Here is a 16920-nt window from a genome sequence, read left to right as displayed (position 1 = left end):
TCAGTCGCGCGGGTTAGCCACGCGGTCACATCCGTCACGCCAGCCCCACGGCCGGGATGCTCACGCGACTGCCCGCCTCACCGCGACTTTCCCACCTATCAGCGACTTTGGCCGCGCAGTGCATTGTCGCTGCTGGTGGGCAAGTCGTTCGCAGCCGGGCACGCTCACAGGCCGGCGAACCGCTCCTTCACCGCTTCGGCGGTCAGCCCGTAATCGGCCAGCGAATACCGGTGTTTCGGCGCCCGATCACCTTGCTGGCTCGCGGCGTGACTGGCTTCCATCGCCTGCCGGGCCTCGTCTGTCAGGGCGATACCGAAGTGCCGGTAGATGTCGGCCACCGTGCCCAGTGGGTCGGCGATCAATTCCTGATAGTCGACGTCGTAGAACTGCGCCGAATCATATTTGGCGCGCGCAGCATTGAACCGTTCCAGCCCGCGCGACCAGGTCTCCATCGAGTCGGCCCCGATCTGGGCCCCGGTATACGTGGTGGACCATCCCTCGGCGGTGTGCTGGGCCAGCGAGCACATCGACGCCATGATCGTCTCGACCGGTCGGTGCGTCTGGATCACCAGCGCGTCAGGATAAGTCGCCATCAGCGCGTCCAGCGCAAACAGATGACTCGGATTCTTCAGCACCCAACGCTTGTCCGTGTCGTTCATGCCGATCAATTGAAGGTTGCGCTTGTGCCGCTGGTACGACGGCGTCCAATCCTGTTCGGACAGCCACCTCGCGTAAGTCGGCAGGTGGGCAAGGGTCTCATAGGACACCGAGTGCAGCGACTGCCGCAGCAACTGCCAGCACTCCTCGAGCTCGTAGGCCGCCATGAAGTGCAGGCCGGTGTAACCGGGGTTCTCCGCATGGTGCTGGTTTAACTGGTCATCAAGCCTGCGGTACAACGGATTCGAGTCCCAGGTGTCGCGCGGCGGGCGGGGCTGCGGGAACTCCGCCAGCCACATGTGCAGACCCTGGTGCGCCGGATCGGCGCCCAGCAGCCGGTGCAGCGCCGTCGTCCCGGTGCGCACCAATCCGGTCACGAAAATCGGCCGCTCGATCACGACGTCCGCGTATCCCGGATGCTGTTTCCACGCCGATTCGGACAGCAGCCTGGCCACCAGCGCGCCGCGCAGGAAGAACCTGTTCATCTTGCTGCCCAACACCGTCAGGCCGGCTTCGGTCCGATACGAGTCGAGCAACACCGTCAGCGCTTCGCGGTAGTTGTCGTCGTCAGAGCCGAAATCATCCAACCCGGTGAGTTTGGTTGCCGACGCGTGCAATTCGTCGACCGTCGCAATGTCAGTTCGCTCGGCCATTACGTGTGATACTCCCCGCAGTTGACGTCCAGGGTCTGTCCGGTGATGCCACTGGACAGATCGCTGGCCATGAACAGGATCGCCGACGCCACCTCGTCCTCGGTGGGCAACCGTTTGAGGTCGGAGTTGGCCGCGGTGGCCTGATAGATCTGCTCGGCGGTGGTGCCGTACTTGCCCGCCTGGTGATTGAAATAACCCTGCAGGGTGTCACCCCAGATATAGCCAGGTGCAACGGAATTGACGCGGATACCCTGCTCACCGAGTTCTGTCGCCAGGGACTGCGACATCGACAGCAGGGCCGACTTGGCCATCTTGTACGCCCCGTATTTGGCCTGCGAGTGCCGGATCACCATGGAGTTGACGTTGACCACGGAGCCATGCGACTCCGCGAGCGCCGGAGTGAAGCCCTGAATGAGCCGCAACGCACCCAGCGCACTGAGTTCGATCGCATCTCGGATGTGCTGAAACGTGGTGCCGGCCAGCGGTTTCATCGACGGCACCCGGAACGCGTTGTTGACCAGCACGTCGACCTTGCCGAATGCCTCCAGCGAGGCGTCAACGAGGTTGCTCACCTGTTCGTCGTCGGTGATGTCGGTGCGTACCGCAACCGCTTTGCGGCCGATATCGACGACCTGCTTGGCGACATCGTCCAACCGGTCGGCACTGCGGGCCGCCAGCACCAGGTCGGCCCCGTCGAGGGCACATCGGCGCGCCAGCGTGGTTCCCAGACCGGGGCCGACCCCGCTGATCACCACTACCTTGCCGTCGAGCAGATCGGTCATCCAAGCATCCTTGCCGCTATTTGTTGCTGCCGCAGCGCGATTCGCGCCCGCCAGTTTTCCTCGGAAATCTTGTTGTGGTCGAAGTACGGCAGCGCGGCCGGCACGTTGTCGACGTCCACCAGTTCGACGGCGGGACCGTCGGCGTCGGTGAGCTGCCTGGACACCCGCTGCCAGCGGAACTGCAGGAATCCGCGCCGATGTCCCAGCGTCTCAACCCAATTGGTGACCCCGGGGTTGTGGTCACTGACCACTATGCGCACCTTGCCGTCCGGATCGGCTTGAGCCTGAGTGTTGTTCAATGAAGTCTGGTGATTGATGTAGTCCAGCGAGATGTACCACAGGCTGCCCAGCTGGAAGCCCAGGTACGGCGCGTCACTGACCGGCACTGTGATCACCAGCGCCTGATCGGGCCGTAAGTCGAAGTGGCCCACCGACGAGTACTGCGTCGCCAGTCCGCCGGGGGTCAGCCGGGGCGGCACCATGGTGTTGACCGGTATGTCGAGATAGAACCACTGCGGGAACTGCAGCCACGTCTTGACGCGATTCACCAGCTGTTTTCCGGCTGTGGCGTAACGCTTTTCGATCGTTTGACGGGTGAGCGGGGGCGGTGCGGTGCCGGCGGTGTCGAGCCGCTCGATGGTCAGCGTGCCGCGTCGCGCCGACCAGTCGCCATACACTTCGCGCATCACCAGCTGGCCGGGACTGGTCGGGCGCACCCGCCACTCGAAGGTGCCGTCCGGCGCGATGTCGAGTTCCCGGTCGTCGAACGCGGCCTGGCTGGCAGGCACGTTGTCGTCGGTGTACTCGCCGCCGAGCAACTGGAAGCTCAGATCGGTAGTGGTACCGCGCACACCCCGGACCACGTAGTCGCGATCGGCATGCACGCGGGTGCCGAAGTACAGGGTGTCGGGATTGTCCAGGGCCATCTTGGTGAACGGCCCGGTGCCCGACTGCAGGAACGGGTGGTCACGCTCGTAGTCGAAGGCCAGATGCAGACAACCGGACACACATCCGGCCAGGTATTGCAGCCCCTCGAGGAGGTCGGCTTCGGTCTCGATGAACGGGGCGGCGGCGACCAACCTCTCGGCTTCGGCGATCGCCTCGGTCAGTTGGTCGGAGACAAGGGGTGCGGACACGGCTCTGACGCTAGAACGTGTTCCTGTTTTGAGTCAACCGCTAACATTTCCGCGCGTCGCAGACGCGGAGGGCCGACGAATCCCGCTCACCTCACGAGGTGCACTGATTGGCCAGCGTGATCAGCGCCTGCCGCACATCGGGGTGCCGGTTGAGGTAGTCGTTGAGGTCCGTGCCCGACCCGGCCCGGGCCTGTAGTTGGGCTCTGACGTCGGGGTGGCGGTCCAAGTAGCCGTTCACCTGCTCCCCCGCGGTCTGTCCCACGGTGGTGTTGCAGGGATCTGCGTTGGCCACCGGCATCGCGATCAGTGCCGAGGCGCAAGCACCCAGCAGGCCGCCAACGAGCAGGCGGGAAATCCTCGAAGTCACGATCATCGGAAGTCTCCTTCACGAGGCGAAACGGTGCAGTCGAGAGTACCCACGCAAGTTAGGCACAAGCTGAGGAATTCGAGCTGCTCAGCGCGCCCGCGCCGACCTCGGAGCGGGCTCTAGCTGCGTGCCGCTTCCTGCTCGCGCTTGATCTCCAGCGCGATGTCGATCAACTGGTCCTCCTGACCGCCGATCAGTTTGCGCTGTCCGGCCCGGTGCAGCAGTTCGTGCGCCGGGACGCCGTACCGCTCCCCTTGCCGTACGGCGTGCTTGAGGAAGCTGGAGTAGACGCCGGAATACCCCATGATCAGCGCGTTGCGGTCCAACAGGCACTCGGCCGGCATGGCGGGACGCACCACGTCCTCGGCGGCGTCGGCGATGTCGAAGAAGTCGATGCCGGTCTTCACACCGATCTTGTCGAAGACGCCGATCAGCGCCTCGACCGGGGCGTTGCCCGCGCCGGCACCGAACCGGCGCACGCTGCCGTCGATCTGCTTGGCACCGGCGCGTACGGCTTCCACCGAGTTGGCCACTCCGAGCCCGAGGTTCTCGTGGCCGTGGAAACCCACCTGGGCGTCGTCGCCGAGCTCGGCGACGAGGGCGGCCACCCGGTCGGCGACACCGTCGAGCACCAGCGCGCCGGCGGAGTCGACGACGTAAACACACTGACAGCCGGCGTCAGCCATGATTCGGGCCTGCGCGGCCAGCTTCTCCGGCGGGATGGTGTGCGCCATCATCAGGAATCCCACTGTTTCCAGACCCAGTTCGCGCGCCAGCCCGAAGTGCTGAATCGACACGTCGGCCTCTGTGCAGTGGGTGGCGATCCGGCAGATGGACCCGCCGTTGTCCTGGGCCTCCTTGATGTCCTCCTTGGTGCCCACCCCGGGCAGCATCAGGAAGGCGATCTTGGCATCCCGGGCGGTTTCGGCGGCGAGCTTGATCAGCTCCTGCTCGGGTGTCTTGGAAAAGCCGTAGTTGAACGACGAGCCGCCCAGGCCGTCGCCGTGCGTCACTTCGATCACCGGCACCCCGGCGGCGTCGATCGCCGTCACGATCGCCTGCACCTCGTCCTTGGTGAACTGGTGACGCTTGTGGTGCGACCCGTCCCGCAGCGACGTGTCGGTCATCCGGACGTCCCAGACCGGGTTGAAGAAGATGTCGGTCGTCATCGTGCGCCTCCTTGCACGGCCAGCGTCTCCTTGGCGATCTCCTCGCCGACTTTCGTCGCTGCCGCGGTCATGATGTCGAGGTTGCCGGCGTAGGGCGGCAGGTAGTCCCCGGCGCCTTCTACCTCCACGAACGTGGTGACCACGTGATTGCCGCCGTTGACCACCGAGGGCTCATCGAATTGCGGCTCGTTGAGCAGGCGGTAGCCGGGCACGTAAGTCTGCACTTCGGCGACCACGTCGTGGATGGACTTGGCGATCGCATCACGGTCGGCGTCCTCGGGGATGGCGCAGAAGATGGTGTCGCGCATGATCATCGGCGGATCGGCCGGGTTCAGGATGATGATGGCCTTGCCGCGAGCGGCGCCACCGATGGTCTGCACCCCGCGCGACGTGGTCTTGGTGAACTCGTCGATGTTGGCCCGCGTTCCGGGGCCTGCGGACACCGACGCCACCGACGCCACGATCTCGGCGTACGGAACATCGACCACTCTGGACACCGCGTGCACGATCGGGATCGTGGCCTGTCCGCCACAGGTGATCATGTTGACGTTGGGGGCGTCCAGGTGCGCGCGCAGGTTCGCGGGCGGGATCACCGCAGGGCCCACCGCGGCCGGAGTCAGATCGATGGCACGGATACCGGCGGCCTCGTACTTGGGAGCGGCGTCGCGGTGCACGTAGGCGCTGGTCGCCTCGAACACCAGGTCGGGTTTCTCGGACTGCTCCAGCAGCCAGTCCGCACCTTTGTGGCTGGTCTCCAGACCCAGCTTGCGGGCCCGGGCCAAGCCTTCGCTGTCCGGGTCGATGCCGACCATCCAGCGCGGCTCCAGCCAGTCCGATCGCAGCAGCTTGTAGAGCAGGTCGGTGCTGATGTTCCCCGACCCGACGATGGCGACACTCGCCTTACCAGGCATGTTGCTCCTCTACTAACTTGTCGCGATCCGGCGGCTGCGATCGCTCGCTACTGAAATGTAAGACGGACCGCACCCAGACCCGCGAAGTCGGCGACGAATTCGTCGCCACCTCGCACGTCAACCGCTACGGTGCACGATCCCGGCAACACGATGTCACCCTTTCTCAACCGCACCCCGAAACTTTCCACCTTGCGGGCCAACCAGGCCACTGCTGTGGCGGGATTGCCCAGCACGGCGTCGCTGCGCCCCTGCGCGATCAACTCCCCGCTGCGGGTCAGCTTCGCGTCGATCCCGGTGATGTCGATGTCGTTCGGCCCCACGCGCGCTTCACCCAGCACGAAGCCGGCTGAGGAGGCGTTGTCGGCGATGGTGTCGCACAGCGCGATCTTCCAGTCCCTGATCCTGGTGTCGATCAACTCGATCGCCGGGGCGACGGCTTCGGTGGCAGCCAGCACGTCGTCCTCGGTGCAGCCTGCGCCCGGCAGGTCCTCGCCCAAGATGAACCCGACCTCGACTTCCACCCGCGGCAGCAGATAACGACTCGTCTGCACCGGCGTCGACTCGAACACTTCCATCTCGTCGAGCAGATGACCGTAATCGGGTTCGTCGACGCCCATCATCTGCTGCATCACCTTCGAGGAAAGGCCGACCTTGTGCCCCACCACGCGGGCGCCTTCGGCCACCCGTTGGCGGATGTTGATCAGCTGGATCTCGTAGGCGTCGACGACGTCGATATCGGGGTATGCGGCGGTCAACGGGGCGATGCCGCGGCGGCTTCGTTCCGCCTCCGCCAGGTCGGCAGCGAGCTCGTCGCGGGTGGCCACATCGAGCATTTACCGAATTCCCTTCGCGCTTGTGACCGGGCCAGTAGCGCCCGACCCGGGCAATTCTATAACGTGTTCTACATGACCGCACAGGAGTACGACGTCGTCGTGGTCGGCAGCGGCGCCGCCGGCATGGTAGCTGCCCTGACCGCCGCCCACCGCGGCCTCTCGACAGTAGTCGTCGAGAAGGCTGCGCACTTCGGTGGCTCCACCGCCCGCTCCGGCGGTGGCGTGTGGATCCCCAACAACGAAGTGCTCAAGCGCGACGGAGTCAAGGACACACCCGAAGCCGCCCGCACCTACCTGCACGGCATCGTCGGCGACAAGTCGGTGAGCGGGGTCGAACCCGAACGCATCGACACCTATCTGCAGCGCGGACCGGAGATGCTTTCGTTCGTCCTCAAGCACACACCGCTGAAAATGTGCTGGGTGCCGCGCTACTCCGACTACTACCCCGAGGCACCGGGCGGCCGCGCGGAAGGCCGGTCTATCGAACCGAAGCCGTTCGACGCCCGCAAGCTCGGACCCGACGAGGCCGGACTGGAGCCCGCCTACGGCAAGGTCCCGCTCAATGTGGTTGTGATGCAGCAGGATTACGTGCGACTGAACATGCTCAAGCGACACCCGCGGGGCGTGGCCCGCAGTTTGAAGGTGGGCGCCCGCACCATGTGGGCCAAGGCGACCGGTAAGAACCTGGTCGGCATGGGTCGCGCGTTGATAGCGCCTCTGCGCATCGGTTTGCAACAAGCGGGTGTTCCGGTGGTACTCAACACCGCGCTGACCGACCTCTACGTCGAGGACGGTGCGGTCCGCGGAATATATGTGCGCGACACCGCGGCGCCCGAGTCCGCCGAACCCCGGCTGATCCGCGCCCGGCGCGGCGTGATCCTGGCCTCGGGCGGTTTCGAGCACAACGAACAGATGCGAGTGAAGTACCAGCGGGCGCCCATCACCACCGAGTGGACGGTCGGCGCCAAAGCCAACACCGGGGACGGCATCATCGCCGGCGAAAAGCTCGGTGCCGCACTGGATGTCATGGAGGATGCGTGGTGGGGCCCGACGGTTCCGCTGGTCGGCGCACCGTGGTTCGCGCTTTCCGAGCGCAATTCGCCGGGCTCGATCATCGTCAACATGTCCGGTAAGCGATTCATGAACGAGTCGATGCCCTACGTCGAAGCCTGCCATCACATGTACGGCGGCGAGTACGGCCAGGGCCCCGGGCCGGGTGAGAATATTCCGGCTTGGCTGGTGTTCGACCAGCAGTACCGGGACCGTTATATCTTCGCCGGACTGCAGGCGGGACAACGCATTCCGCGAAAGTGGATGGAGTCGGGAGTGATCATCCAGGCGGACACTCTGGAAGAACTGGCCACCAAAGCCGGCCTGCCGGTCGATGAATTCAACAAGACAGTGGCCCGCTTCAACGGCTTCGCCCGCTCCGGCGTCGACGAGGACTTCCACCGCGGCGAGAGCGCTTACGACAGGTACTACGGCGACCCGACCAACAAGCCGAACCCGAACCTCGGAGAGATCAGCCACGCACCGTATTACGCCGCCAAGATGGTCCCGGGCGACCTGGGCACTAAGGGCGGTATCCGCACCGACGTGCACGGTCGGGCTCTGCGCGACGACGGCAGCGTCATCGACGGCCTCTACGCCGCAGGCAACGTCAGCGCACCGGTGATGGGTCACACCTATCCGGGTCCGGGCGGCACGATCGGTCCGGCCATGACATTCGGATACCTGGCGGCGTTGCACATAGCTGGGAACAACTGACATGCCCATCGATGTTGACGTCGCGCTGGCCGCCGAGCTGGAGCCGATCGAGTTCTCTTGGACCAGTAGCGACATACAGCTCTACCACCTCGGGCTGGGCGCCGGCAGTGATCCGATGGACCCACGCGAACTGCGCTACCTGATCGACGACACACCGCAGGTGTTGCCGACGTTCGGCAATGTCGCCGCGTCGTTTCATATGACGGAGCCACCCACCGTGCAGTTCCCCGGCATCGACATCGAGTTGGCGAAAGTGCTGCACGCTTCCGAGCGGGTCGAGGTGCCTGCCCCGCTACCGCCGTCAGGATCGGCCACGGCTGTCACCCGGTTCACCGACATCTGGGACAAAGGTAAGGCCGCGGTGATTTGGAGTGAGACGACGGTGACCGCGCCTTCCGGTGATTTGCTGTGGACGCAGCGACGGTCGATCTTCGCTCGCGGCGAGGGCGGGTTCGGCGGCGAACGGGGGCCGTCGGGGTCGGATACCGCACCGGACCGCGCACCCGATCTCGAGCTGGCGATGCCGCTGCTGCCGCAGCAGGCACTGCTGTACCGGCTGTGCGGCGATCGCAACCCGCTGCACTCGGATCCTGAATTCGCTTCTGCCGCAGGATTTCCCAGGCCGATCCTGCACGGTCTGTGCACCTACGGCATGACCTGCAAGGCGATTACCGACGCACTGCTGGACGGGGACGCTTCGGCGGTCGGGGCCTACGGTGCCCGCTTCGCCGGTGTGGCCTTCCCCGGGGAGACGCTGCAGGTCAACATTTGGAAAGAGGACGGCCGCTTCCTGGCCGGGGTCGTCGCACCGGCACGCGACAACGCTGTCGTGCTGTCCGGGGTGGAACTGATCCCTGCGTAGCGCCTGCTGTTCTGCGCCTCCCACCCCCGCCGAGCGTCACGCTAGCGTGGCTGTCGACGCCGAGCGTCACGCCTCCCACCCCCGCCGAACGTCACGCTAGCGTGGCTGTCGACGCCGAGCGTCACGCTAGCGTGGCCCCCGCAGCCGCTTGCCCCCAACAGATTTACTCACCCCCGCCGAACGCCACGCCTCTCACCCCCGCCGAGCGTCACCCCCGCCGAGCGTCACGCTAGCGTGGCTGTCGACGCCGAACGTCACGCCAGCGTGGCCTCCGCAGCCGTTTGCCCACAACAGATTTGCTCACCCCCGCCGAACGCCACGCCTCTCACCCCCGCCGAGCGTCACCCCGCCGAGCGTCACCCCGCCGAGCGTCACGCTAGCGTGGCTGTCGACGCCGAACGTCACGCCAGCGTGGCCCACGCAGCCGTTTGCTCACCACAGATTTGCTCACCCCGCCGAACGTCACGCTAGCGTGACAGCCGCAGCCGGTCTGCGCACCCGCGACTGGCACGCGCCGCTGCGACACGCTTGATGATGTCGGCCGGACGATCCCCAGACAGCACCCGGATGTCAATCCATCCACGGGCCCTGATCTTCTCTTGCCGCGTGCGATCCCAGTTGTACTGCCAACTATTGACTCGGTGCTGTTCCCCGTCGTACTCCACAGCGACTTTCACTTCCTCCCAACCCATGTCGAGATAAGCGAAAGCCTCGTCCGCCTCGTCGCACACCGTTATCTGGGTGCGCGGCCGCGGAAAACCAGCCCGGATCAGCAGCAAGCGGAGCCACGTTTCCTTTCTCGATTGCGAGCCACCGTCGGCCAGCTCGAGCGCAGTCCGTGCCCGCCGGATACCGCGCCGAGTGGGGTAGCGCTGACAGAGCAATTCCACATCCGCATCCTTGATGTCGACCGCGGCGAATAACGCATCCAGAGCCTCAACGGCATCGTCGGTCGGATACCAGCAACCCATGTCCAAGGCAGTCCGGGCCGGAGTTGTCACCGGCATCCCGCGGACGTGAACAACCTCGTCATCTTCGATGCGATCACCCCGAACCTTCAGACCTGGCAACGGGTTCCGATTAGTATGCAGGATTTCCAAAGGCGCACAAGCGTCGACCCACTTCGCACCGTGCACCGCACTCGCGGTCATACCCGCGACGATGCCTCTCCGTCGCGACCACAGCCATGCCGCTCTGGCCCGCACCTCTGGTGTCAACTCGTCGTGCGGACCGACGTATACGTCACGAAGTAGCTTCTTGTAGCGCGTTCGTAGTGCGCTCTTGACGATATCGCCGTTGGCGACGGCCTCACTGCCGACAAATGGTTCGGGCATGGAACCGTAGGGTTCCACGGCTGCGACAAGTCGTCAGCTCACCGACAGCGCGCGATCCACAACCCGTCACACTGGCTTGACACTCAACGCCCGCCGCCACGCTGGCGTGACGCTCGGCGACCAACAGCGCCGCCGCAACCCCCACCAATCCTGCCCCGCCACACTGGCATGACACTCAACGCCCGCCGCCACCCTGGCGTGACGCTCAGCGACCAACAGCACCGCCGCGCCCCCACCAATCCTGCCCCGCCACACTGGCATGACACTCAACGCCCGCCGCCACCCTGGCGTGACGCTCGGCGACCAACAGCACCGCCGCGCCCCCCACCAACCTTGCCGCGCCACGCTGGCGTGACGCTCGGCGACCAAAGGCGCCGAGCTACGCCAGGGACGACATCTAACCCAGGATCAATCCCGACGTCGGCACCCCGGTACCCGCGGTGACCAGCACATGCTCGACGTCGGGCACCGGGTTCACCGAGGTGCCGCGCAACTGTCGCACCCCTTCGGCGATCCCGTTCATGCCGTGGATGTAGGCCTCACCGAGCTGCCCGCCGTGGGTGTTGATCGGCAACCGCCCACCGATCTCTACGGCGCCGTCGGCGATGAAGTCCTTGGCCTCGCCCCGGCCACAGAACCCCAACTCCTCCAACTGAATCAGCGTGAACGGCGTGAAGTGGTCGTAGATCACCGCGGTCTGGATATCCGACGGCGACAACCCCGACTGCGCCCACAGCTGTTGGCCGACCAGACCCATCTCGGGCAGTCCCAGTTCGGGCCGGTAGTAGCTGACCATCGTGTATTGATCAGGACTCGAGCCCTGTGCGGCACCGTCGATGACGGCCGGGCGCTGTTTGAGATCCTTGGCACGTTCGACCGAGGTGATCACCAACGCCACCGCGCCGTCGGTCTCCTGGCAGCAGTCCAACAGGCGCAGCGGCTCGGCGATCCACCGCGAATTCTGGTGATCCTCAATGGTTATCGGCTTCTCGTAGAAGTACGCCTTGGGGTTCTTGGCGGCGTGCCGACGGTCGGCCACCGAGATGGCACCGAAGTCGCGACTGGTCGCCCCAGACCAGTGCATGTATCGCTGCGCGATCATCGCCACCTGCGCGGCCGGCGTGGAGAGCCCGTGCGGATACGAGAAGGAATTGTCGGCCGACGTCGAATCGGCTTCAGCCGCAGCGCTTCCCACCAAACGTGTCTGTACCTGCCCGAAACGCATCCCGGACCGCTCGTTGAACGCCCGGTAGGCCACCACGACGTCGGCCAGCCCGGTCGCCACAGCCATCGCGGCGTGGGCGACAGTGCCGCACGCAGCTCCACCGCCATAGTGCACCTGCGAGAAGAACTTCAGGTCGCCCATACCGGTGGCGCGGGCGACGGCGATCTCCTTGTTGGTGTCCATTGTGAACGTTGTCAAGCCGTCGACATCGGCGGGCGATAACCCGGCGTCGTCCAACGCATCCCGGACCGCTTCGGCCGCCAGTCGCAGTTCGGACCGACCGGAGTTCTTGGAGAAGTCAGTGGCGCCGATGCCGACGATCGCAGCCTTACCCGAGAGCATTACGCATCCCCGATCGTCAGCGTGACGTTGGCAATCACGTGGTCGCCAAGGCTGTTGCGGCCGAACACCTTCAACGTGATCAGCCCCTCCTCGACCGCGGTCACCTCACCGGAGAAGGTCACCGTGTCGTAGGCGTACCACGGCACACCGAGCCGCAGCCCTATCGACTTGATCCGCGCCGACGGGCCGGCCCAGTCGGTGACGAAGCGTTGCACCAAGCCGGTGTCGGTGAGGATATTGACGAAGATGTCCTTGGACCCCTTGGCCTGGGCCAGGTCCCGGTCGTGGTGCACATCCTGAAAGTCTCTGGTGGCCAACGCCGTTGAAATAATGAATGTCGGCGTGCCCTCCAGCTTCAGTTCGGGCAGCTGCACGCCCACTTCGACCACCGGCGCGCTCATGTCGAAGGCTCCCAAGCGTGAAGCGTCCATTCCGGGCCGCTATCGCCGGCCGGAAAGTCGATATAGGTTGCGCGAACCGGCATTCCGATCTTCACCGCACCAGGATCGACACCCCGCAACTCGCCCAGCATGCGCACCCCCTCCTCAAGCTCCACCAGCGCGATCACGAAGGGCAGCGTGCGGCCCGGCACCTTCGGCGCGTGATGCACCACGAAGCTGAACACGGTGCCGCGGCCGCTGGCCACCGCGTAGTCGACCGGATCGCCGGGCGGCTGCCAGACCGCCGGCACCGGAGGATGCACCAGGCTGCCGTCGCCGCGGCGCTGGATGCGCAACTCGTGGGCTTTGACGCCCTCCCAGAAGAACGCGGTGTCCCGCGACACCGCGGGCCGCATCATTGCATCGGCATCCAGGTCATCCGGCACCGCAGACACGGCTGCATCGGCCTCGCGCGGCTTGAACTTCAATATGCGCCAAGCCATCTCGGCGACGTCCTCGTCACCGACGCGCCAGGTGATGTGCTGGTTTATGAACCAGCCCTCGCCCAGTCCGGTCTGTTTGGGGCCGACCACGTCGCGCATCTCGGAGTGGATGGTGACCCGCTCGCCGGGGCGCAGATAGCGGTGGTAGGTCTGCTCACAGTTGGTGGCGACTACGCCGATGTATCCGGCGTCGTCGAAGAGTTGCATGATCGGGCCCATGGGGCCGTCGGTCGGGCGTTCGCCACCCTGCCCGAACATCGTCCACACCTGAATCATGGCCGGCGGTGCGACAATTCCCGGATGTCCGGCAGCCTTCGCTGCTTCCTCGTCCACGTAGATCGGGTTACGGTCGCCCAGTGCCTCGACCCAGTTGTTGACGATCGGCTGATTCACCGGGTCGCGGGACACGCGCGGTGCGGCGACGACGGTGGCGGTGATCTCCGCGACCGCTTCCCGAATATCCGTCATCGAGGGACCCTCGGCACCTTCAGCCCGGCGGCAGCGATCATCTCACGCATGACTTCGTTGACGCCCCCGCCGAAGGTGATGACCAGGTTGCGTTTGGTCTGCGAGTCCAGCCATTGCAGGAGTTCAGCGGTCTCCGGCTCCGCCGGGTTGCCGTATTTGCCGACGACCTCCTCGGCCAGCCGTCCGATGTACTGAATCTTCTCGGTACCGAAGACTTTGGTCGACGCGGCATCGGCCACGTTGATGTCCTCACCGGCTGCGGCCACCTGCCAGTTCAGCAGCTCGTTGATCCGCCACATCGCATAGATCTCGCTCAGCGCCCGCTTGACGTCGTCGTGCTCGATGGGGGTGACACCGTCGCCACCGGGCTTGGATGCCCAGTCGTGCACGCGGTCGTAGATCCCCGCGGTCCGTCCAGCCGGACCCAGCATCACCCGCTCGTTGTTGAGCTGGGTGGTGATCAACCGCCAGCCGCCGTTTTCCTCGCCGACCAGCATGTCGGCCGGCACCCGGACATCGTTGAAGTAGGTGGCGTTGGTGTGGTGGGCACCGTCGGACAGGATGATCGGTGTCCAGGAGTAGCCGGGATCCTTGGTGTCGACAATCAGGATCGAAATGCCCTTGTGCTTAACGGCTTCCGGGTCGGTGCGGCAGGCCAGCCAGATGTAGTCGGCGTCGTGCGCGCCGGTGGTGAAGATCTTCTGCCCGTTGACGATGTACTCGTCGCCCTGGCGCACGGCGGTGGTGCGCAGCGACGCCAGGTCGGTGCCGGCGTCGGGTTCGGTATAGCCGATCGCGAAATGGACCTCGCCGGCCAGGATCGCCGGCAGGAACTTCTTCTTCTGCAGATCGCTGCCGAATTGCTGCAGGACCGGACCGACCGTCTGCAGCGTCACCGCCGGCAGCGGCACGTCCGCCCGGTGCGCCTCGTTGACGAAGATGGACTGTTCGATCGGCCCGAATCCCAAGCCGCCGAATTCTTTTGGCCACCCGACACCGAGCTTGCCGTCTTTCCCCATCCGGCGGATGACCGCGCGGTAGGCCTCATTGTGCCGGTCGGACTCCATCGCCTTCGCCTCGTCCGACGAAATCAGATTGGAGAAGTATTCCCGCAACTCCGCCTGCAACTGGCGCTGCTCGGGGGTCAGGTCTATAAACATTGCGCTCCCACCAATCCCAGCCGATGAGACGACCCGCCCAGCAGCCGGGTCAGATCTTTGATCGACGAGTAGTACCGGTGCATCGGATAGGTGATGTCCATGCCCATGCCCCCGTGCAGGTGATGGCAGATCTGCATTGCCGGCGGCGCCTGAGCGGCCAGCCAGTACCCGAGGACATCCAAATCGGCGGTGGCGTCGAGCCCCTCGGACAACTTCCACAGCACCGCCTTGGCGGCCAAATCGATGGTGCGCGAAGCGATGTAGACCTCGGCTAATTGCGCAGCAACCGTTTGGAACGTCGACAACGGCTTGCCGAACTGTTTGCGTTCAGCCACGTAGTCGGCGGTCAGCCGCAGCGCGCCGGCCACCAGACCATCGGCGTAGGCGCCGATCATGGCCAGCGCCAACTGATTCACCCGCGCCGGTGCGGCACCGGCCAGCACCTCGGATTCCCCGACCGCAACATCGTCGAAGGTTACCGTGAACTCGTCAGCACCGGTCGACGTCGGCGTCCGGACCAGCCGGACGCCATCGGCCTTCGGCGACACCAACACCACGGCACTGTCGGTGGTCACCACGATCCAGTCGGCCGAATCGGCGTATCCGACACCGACTTTGGTGCCGGACAGCCGTCCGTCGACGAGACTCACCGAGGGCCGGTCCGGCAATGCGCGGCCAGGCTCATTCAACGCCGCCGTCAACACCCCGCCCTTGGCCACGCCGGCCAGAAAGCGGTCCTGCTGCTCGTCGGACGCCAACTCCACCAGCGGCACCACGCCAAATCCCAGGGTGGCCAGGGCCGGGGTGATGGCGCCGTGCCGACCCACTTCGGTCAGCACGGTGCCCACCTCGGAGAGGCCGACACCGTCGCCACCGAGCCGGTCGGGAACCGCCAGCGCCGTGACGCCGCCGTCTGCCAAAGCGGCCCAGGTCGATTCGCGACTCAGAACTGAGGTGACGACATCGGCGACAGCCTCTTGTTCTGCGCTGAGGTCGAAATCCATCAGGAGGTCACCGGGGTCTTACCGGTGTAGTCCACCTGCCAGTGCTTGATGCCGTTGAGCCAGCCGGACCGCAGCCGTTCGGGTTCGGAGATGGGCTTGAGGTCGGGCATGTGGTCGGCGACGGCGTTGAAGATGAGATTGATCGTCATCCGCGCCAGGTTGGCGCCGATGCAGTAGTGCGCCCCGGTGCCGCCGAAGCCGACGTGGGGATTCGGGTCGCGCAGGATGTTGAACGAATGCGGATCGTCGAAGACCTCTTCGTCGAAATTGGCTGAGCGGTAGGACATTACCAACCGCTGGCCCTTCTTGATCTGTACGCCGTTCAGCTCGGTGTCCGCATTGGCGGTGCGCTGGAACGCAGACACCGGCGTCGCCCAGCGGACGATCTCGTCGGCGGTCGTCGAGGGACGTTCCTTCTTGTACAGCTCCCATTGGTCGGGGTTGTTCGCGAAGGCGATCATTCCGTGAGTGATCGAATTGCGGGTGGTCTCGTTGCCCGCCACGGCCAGCATGATGACGAAGAAACCGAATTCGTCGTCGGACAGTTTCTCACCGTCGATGTCGGCCTGGATCAAGGTCGTGACGATGTCGTCGGTGGGGTTCCTGCCCCGCTCGTCGGCCATCGCCATCGCGTACATGATCAGTTCCATCGACGACTGCGCGGGATCGATGTCCGCGTACTCCGGGTCCTCCCCGCCGGTCATCTCGTTGGACCAGCGGAACAGCTTGTCGCGGTCCTCCTGCGGCACACCCAGCAGACCGGCGATGGCCTGCAGCGGCAGCTCACACGACACCTGCTCGACGAAGTCGCCGCTGCCCGCTGCGGCCGCTTCCTTGGCGATGTTCTGCGCGCGCCGGGCCAGCTCGTCCTCCAGCCGGCCCACCGCCCGCGGGGTGAAGCCGCGGGAGATGATCTTGCGCAACCGGGTGTGGTGCGGGGCGTCCATGTTGAGCATGACGTTGCGCTGCAGCTCGACGCTCTCCCGCGTCATCTCTTTGGGCCACGTGGGGATGGCCCCGTTCTGCCAGCTGGAGAACATGTCGCTGCGGCGCGACACTTCCTTGACGTCGGCGTGCTTGGTCAGCAGCCAGTAACCGTTGTCCTCGAAGCCCCCGCACCCGTCGGGCACCTCGACCCAGTGGATAGGTTCGGACGCGCGGAGTTGCGCGAGTTCGGCTACGGGCAGGCCGGCGAGGTTGATGTCGGGATCGAGGAAGTCGAAGTCAGCCGAAATATTTGCGGGTGCCATTCGAGTGTTCTCCTAAAATTGCAACGAGTTCTAGTTCCAGTAAAACACGCCTCCACCGCAGACAAAAGGCGGTCCGGCATCCTCGCTTGTCATAGTAATGAAACGTGTTCTAGCCTG

At 65.2% G+C, this 16920-nt stretch carries 16 protein-coding genes; 2 read left to right on the top strand and 14 right to left on the bottom strand.

The features are described from left to right. Window positions 1-164: 164 nt before the first annotated feature. The 7 genes from AC5Y3Z_RS20115 to AC5Y3Z_RS20085 all read right to left on the bottom strand — a co-directional run bounded on the left by AC5Y3Z_RS20115 (window position 165) and on the right by AC5Y3Z_RS20085 (window position 6508). Entirely contained in the window at window positions 165-1310 is a 1146-nt protein-coding gene (locus tag AC5Y3Z_RS20115) for a sulfotransferase family protein (protein ID WP_473140338.1), read from the bottom strand. Continuing rightward, window positions 1310-2092, bottom strand: coding sequence for an SDR family oxidoreductase (locus tag AC5Y3Z_RS20110; protein ID WP_463828631.1), 783 nt, complete (start codon window positions 2090-2092; stop codon window positions 1310-1312). Before AC5Y3Z_RS20110 ends, AC5Y3Z_RS20115 begins: the two co-directional genes overlap by 1 nt. Further along, window positions 2089-3228, bottom strand: a complete 1140-nt coding sequence (locus AC5Y3Z_RS20105; protein WP_463828630.1) for a hypothetical protein — start codon at window positions 3226-3228, stop codon at window positions 2089-2091. The genes AC5Y3Z_RS20110 and AC5Y3Z_RS20105 overlap by 4 nt, the downstream gene beginning before the upstream one ends. Window positions 3229-3319: 91 nt before the next feature. Further along, window positions 3320-3601, bottom strand: coding sequence for a hemophore-related protein (locus AC5Y3Z_RS20100; RefSeq protein ID WP_463828629.1), 282 nt, complete (start codon window positions 3599-3601; stop codon window positions 3320-3322). Between the two features lie 113 nt (window positions 3602-3714). After that, complete coding sequence (dmpG, locus tag AC5Y3Z_RS20095) at window positions 3715-4764, bottom strand: 4-hydroxy-2-oxovalerate aldolase (RefSeq protein WP_473140339.1); 1050 nt, start codon at window positions 4762-4764, stop codon at window positions 3715-3717. Further along, a complete protein-coding gene (locus AC5Y3Z_RS20090) occupies window positions 4761-5675 on the bottom strand; it encodes an acetaldehyde dehydrogenase (acetylating) (protein WP_473140340.1) in 915 nt (304 codons plus the stop codon). The genes dmpG and AC5Y3Z_RS20090 overlap by 4 nt, the downstream gene beginning before the upstream one ends. 47 nt (window positions 5676-5722) lie before the next feature. After that, window positions 5723-6508, bottom strand: coding sequence for a 2-keto-4-pentenoate hydratase (locus tag AC5Y3Z_RS20085; protein WP_473140341.1), 786 nt, complete (start codon window positions 6506-6508; stop codon window positions 5723-5725). Window positions 6509-6580: 72 nt separating this feature from the next. On the opposite strand from AC5Y3Z_RS20085, the gene kstD reads away from it, so the two are divergent. Continuing rightward, window positions 6581-8275, top strand: coding sequence for a 3-oxosteroid 1-dehydrogenase (gene kstD, locus AC5Y3Z_RS20080; protein ID WP_473140342.1), 1695 nt, complete (start codon window positions 6581-6583; stop codon window positions 8273-8275). A gap of 1 nt (window position 8276) precedes the next feature. Next, entirely contained in the window at window positions 8277-9137 is an 861-nt protein-coding gene (gene chsH3, locus AC5Y3Z_RS20075; protein WP_473140343.1) for an enoyl-CoA hydratase ChsH3, read from the top strand. A gap of 467 nt (window positions 9138-9604) precedes the next feature. On the opposite strand, the gene AC5Y3Z_RS20070 is transcribed toward chsH3, so the two are convergent. The 7 genes from AC5Y3Z_RS20070 to AC5Y3Z_RS20040 all read right to left on the bottom strand — a co-directional run bounded on the left by AC5Y3Z_RS20070 (window position 9605) and on the right by AC5Y3Z_RS20040 (window position 16803). Further along, a complete protein-coding gene (locus AC5Y3Z_RS20070; RefSeq protein WP_473140344.1) occupies window positions 9605-10471 on the bottom strand; it encodes a hypothetical protein in 867 nt (288 codons plus the stop codon). Window positions 10472-10868: 397 nt separating this feature from the next. Further along, on the bottom strand, window positions 10869-12038 hold the full coding sequence (gene ltp2, locus AC5Y3Z_RS20065) for a 17-hydroxy-3-oxo-4-pregnene-20-carboxyl-CoA lyase (RefSeq protein WP_473139805.1): 1170 nt from the start codon (window positions 12036-12038) through the stop codon (window positions 10869-10871). Then, window positions 12038-12439, bottom strand: a complete 402-nt coding sequence (locus tag AC5Y3Z_RS20060; protein WP_463828622.1) for a MaoC family dehydratase — start codon at window positions 12437-12439, stop codon at window positions 12038-12040. Before AC5Y3Z_RS20060 ends, ltp2 begins: the two co-directional genes overlap by 1 nt. After that, window positions 12436-13389, bottom strand: a complete 954-nt coding sequence (locus AC5Y3Z_RS20055) for a bifunctional MaoC family dehydratase N-terminal/OB-fold nucleic acid binding domain-containing protein (RefSeq protein ID WP_500001845.1) — start codon at window positions 13387-13389, stop codon at window positions 12436-12438. Before AC5Y3Z_RS20055 ends, AC5Y3Z_RS20060 begins: the two co-directional genes overlap by 4 nt. After that, the gene (gene fadE29, locus AC5Y3Z_RS20050) at window positions 13386-14549 is read right to left on the bottom strand and encodes an acyl-CoA dehydrogenase FadE29 (RefSeq protein ID WP_473139807.1); all 1164 of its coding nucleotides are present in this window, start codon (window positions 14547-14549) and stop codon (window positions 13386-13388) included. Before fadE29 ends, AC5Y3Z_RS20055 begins: the two co-directional genes overlap by 4 nt. Then, window positions 14540-15553, bottom strand: a complete 1014-nt coding sequence (locus AC5Y3Z_RS20045) for an acyl-CoA dehydrogenase family protein (protein ID WP_473139808.1) — start codon at window positions 15551-15553, stop codon at window positions 14540-14542. Before AC5Y3Z_RS20045 ends, fadE29 begins: the two co-directional genes overlap by 10 nt. Further along, window positions 15553-16803, bottom strand: coding sequence for a cytochrome P450 (locus AC5Y3Z_RS20040; protein ID WP_463828618.1), 1251 nt, complete (start codon window positions 16801-16803; stop codon window positions 15553-15555). The genes AC5Y3Z_RS20045 and AC5Y3Z_RS20040 overlap by 1 nt, the downstream gene beginning before the upstream one ends. Window positions 16804-16920: the final 117 nt, after the last annotated feature.

The sequence above is a fragment of the Mycobacterium sp. NGS61 genome (assembly GCF_059812325.1).
This window is presented reverse-complemented; position numbering and strand designations above follow the sequence as displayed.